This is a genomic window from Fundidesulfovibrio sp. (genome assembly GCF_058402725.1).
Genome location: NZ_JBZVFJ010000244.1, coordinates 1 through 3,201, shown reverse-complemented (window position 1 = coordinate 3,201; position 3,201 = coordinate 1). Strand labels below are relative to the sequence as shown.

Genomic DNA, 3,201 nt, shown 5'->3' with positions numbered 1-3,201 from the left:
GGCTCAGGCGCTCCCAGCCCATGACGCGGTTGTCCCCGTCCACCAGCAGCACCCAGAATTCCTCGCCCGCCAGCGCGCCCAGGCGTTCTCGCGCCAGGTTGGCCACCACCTCGGGGCTGCTCACCTGCACGCGCTCGGCCACGTCCTGCTCGCCCAGGCGGGCCAGGAACTCCCGCCAGAGCAGCCAGAAGCTCTCCAGGCCCGCGTGCGCGCCTTCCACGGCCAGAAGCTCCGCCGGGTTGGCCTGGTAGACGCCGCGCAGGCTGCCGAAGCGCGCCAGCAGGGCCTTGGCCAGGGGTTTTGCGTCCCGCCGGGGGTTGGCGTAGCTCACGAGCAGTTCCAGGACCTCGTAGTCCGCCAGGGCGCGGGAATCCTTGCGCAGGCGCTCCTTGAGGCGGGTTCGGTGGCCCAGGTAGTGCTTTTGATCCTCTTTCTTAAGCATGTTTCAGCCCCTGAGCAAGTCCGGTGCGGCGATGAAGGGGAAAAAAGAGCCCCTGTAGCGTGGGATAGCGGAAATCGGCCCGGCCTGGAAGGCCCTTGGCGGTCAGACGGCGCGCCGTGCCCCGGAAAAGAGGACGCCCAGATCGGCCACGAGCATCTCCAGGGCCTGGTCCGGGGTGCGGATGCCGAATTTCACGGATGTTTCGGCTTCCAGGGCCAGGTCCCACAGCCTGGCCAGGCCCCGTGGCCCCAGGCGCTGGGCCATGGGGGTCTTGAGCTTGCGCACGTAGGGGTGCACGCGGCACTCGGGGTCCTCTGTGACAAGCTGCCACATGGTGCGCGCCTCGCGGGCCAGGATGGCCAGGAACTGGAAGAGGAAGCCGTCGTCGCTGGCCAGCTGGTGGCCGAACACCGTGCGCCAGACCCCGGCCGGGTCGCGGTTCTCCTCCAGGGCCTTGAGGAAGCCGAAGATGTCCAGCTCGGTCTCGGCGCTCACCAGGTCCAGGTGTTCGCGTCGGATCATCCCCCCTGCGGCGGCCAGCTCCAGCTTTTCCAGCTCCCCGGCGCAGGCGGCCATGTCGCGGGGCAGAAGCCGCGCCAGCTCCTGGAGCACGCCCTTGTCGAAGCCCAGGCGGCGGGCCTGGGCCCAGTCGCGCAGGGTGGGGAGCATGGTCTCGTCGGTGAGCCCCGGGGAGATCCACACCCAGCCGCGCTCGCGCCCGGCCTTCCAGTAGGGGCGCTCGGCCAGGCCCTTGGGCAGGGACGGCCCCTTCTTCGGATCGTGGGGCCCCTCCAGGCAGACCATGGGCCAGACGTGCTCGTTGAACCCTGCCAGGGGCCGCGCGAGCTTCTCCCAGAAGTCACCGGCCAGGCCCTCTGCGCGGCGCAGCACCACGGCCTTGGGCTCCGCGAAGAGGCTCACCGAGGCCAGGGCCTGCCAGAACGACGGGTCGAACTCGTCGGCGTCGCCCCAGAACACCTGGCGCGTGAACCCGGACCCCGCCCCGGCCAGCAGGCGGCGGATCTCGCGCTTGATCATCTCCGGGTCCGGGCAGACCAGGAAGGTGAAGCCCTGGCGCGCGCTCATGGCCGTTGCAGGGGTTTGGCGCCCAGCCGGAAGAGGGTGCGGCGGCTCCAGGCCTGGGCGAGCCAGCCGAACTCCGCCACGGCCAGGTAGAGCAGGCGGGGCATGAGCGGCCTGGCGGCCAGGCGGACGGCCTCCTCGGGGATGTCCTGCCCTTCGGCCAGGGCGTGCGCGGAGAGATCCAGCGCCTTGCGCAGTCCGGCGGTCATGCCCCCGCGCGCCTCCAGCGGCCCGTTGCCCAGGACGCCGCCCTGGCCCACGCCCAGGCCTCCGGCCCAGCGCAGGCCAGCGCGTCGGGCGAACACGCGGCAGGCGTCCAGGCAGGTCTGCGTGTGGGAGACCTCGGGGAAGCCGCAGTTGACCAGGGCCGCAAAGGCGCGGGGGCGCTCCGGGGCCGGGCCGCCGCCGTCCAGAAATTCCAGGGCGCGCACGGCCGGGGCGGGCAGGGAATCCGCGTAGACCGGGGCGGCCAGCACGCAGAGGTCCGCGCCCAGGAAGGCCCCGTGGAGCCGGGCGCGTCCCTCCTGGGCGTCCAGGAGCCCCGTGAGGCGAAGCGTCTGCGTCTCCACGCCGCGCGCCTTGAGGCGCTCGAAGAGGGCCTCGCCCAGCACGGCCGAGGCCCCCGCGCGCCTGGGGCTGCCCACCAGGAGAACGGCCTTCATGCGGCCAGCCTCGCGGCGAGGATTGGCCGCCCGGTCCGGGGCCGGGCGCGGCGTCGCAGGGAGTCCTTCATGCGGCCAGCCTCGCCAGGGCGTCCAGGCAGAGCTGGCGGTGGGCGGCCCAGGGCGCGTCGCCCGGGAGCACCACGGCGCGCCAGGCGGGCGCGCCCATGTTGCGGGCGTTGTGGGCGGCCACGCGGCCGAAGATTTCGGCGGACTCGGGGTCGGGCTCGGGGAGCCATCCGGCGCTCAGGATGGCGGGCATGCGCGGATAGCGCCGGGCGTGGCGGGTGGGATTGCCCGCCGCGAAGTGGGGCGAGATGAGGCAGATCAGGCGGTCCAGGGCCTTTTTCAGCTCGTAGCCCCAGACGCCCAGGCGCAAGTCGGCGTAGAACACGGCCAGCCGGGCGTTGGCCACGGCGGCGGCCACGGGCTGGGAGGCGTCCTGGAAGGGGCAGCGGCCCGGCGAGGCGGTCCAGCAGGCGAAGCAGCCACGGCACGGGGCGATGGGCAGCTCGGCCAGGGGGAAGGCCTCCACGGCGTGGCCCGCGTCGGAGAGGGCGCGGCGCAGGGCGTCCGCGCCCTGGCGGCAGGCGTCGTTCCCGGCCGGGGTTCCATCGAGCAGCACCGTGCGCATGGGGTAGTTTTTCCTCGAACGGGGCGATTCGTCAACGGGCAATGCGGGATCGGCCGCATCCCGCGTCCGGGCCTGTTTTCTCGCGTGGTGTTTGCGGACCACCTTCTCGGAGATGGCGCGCATCTCCTTGTAGAACTCCAGGGCCTCGTGGGGGCAGCGCTGGAACAGGCGCTCCAGGGCCTTTTGCGCCGAGGGCGGCAGGCCCTCCGTGTAGAACTCCATGACCTCGCGGGTCAGCCCATGGAGCGGATCGAGGGCCGCCAGTTTGCGGAACAGTTGCTCCACCCGCTGCCGGGTGCGGTGTTTCTTGGCGTCCTCGAAGTCGAGACGGTGGCGCTTGTGGTGGTACTCGTTCAGATCGCGCAGGATGTACCAGCGCA

Annotated in this window: 4 protein-coding genes; all 4 read right to left on the bottom strand. The window is 72.1% G+C overall.

Translation table 11 applies throughout. The features are described from left to right. Nucleotides 1-442, bottom strand: a 442-nt coding sequence (locus ACV4UX_RS18130) for a JAB domain-containing protein (protein WP_491594683.1), incomplete at its 3' end; no start/stop codon positions are given. Nucleotides 443-544: 102 nt separating this feature from the next. After that, nucleotides 545-1,528 (bottom strand): DNA polymerase III subunit delta, encoded by a 984-nt coding sequence (locus ACV4UX_RS18125; RefSeq protein WP_491594682.1) that lies wholly within the window; start codon nucleotides 1,526-1,528, stop codon nucleotides 545-547. Further along, entirely contained in the window at nucleotides 1,525-2,187 is a 663-nt protein-coding gene (locus tag ACV4UX_RS18120; protein ID WP_491594681.1) for an NAD(P)H-dependent oxidoreductase, read from the bottom strand. Before ACV4UX_RS18120 ends, ACV4UX_RS18125 begins: the two co-directional genes overlap by 4 nt. Before the next feature lie 67 nt (nucleotides 2,188-2,254). Further along, the coding region (locus ACV4UX_RS18115; protein ID WP_491594680.1) for a flavodoxin family protein at nucleotides 2,255-3,201 on the bottom strand (947 nt) is incomplete at its 5' end.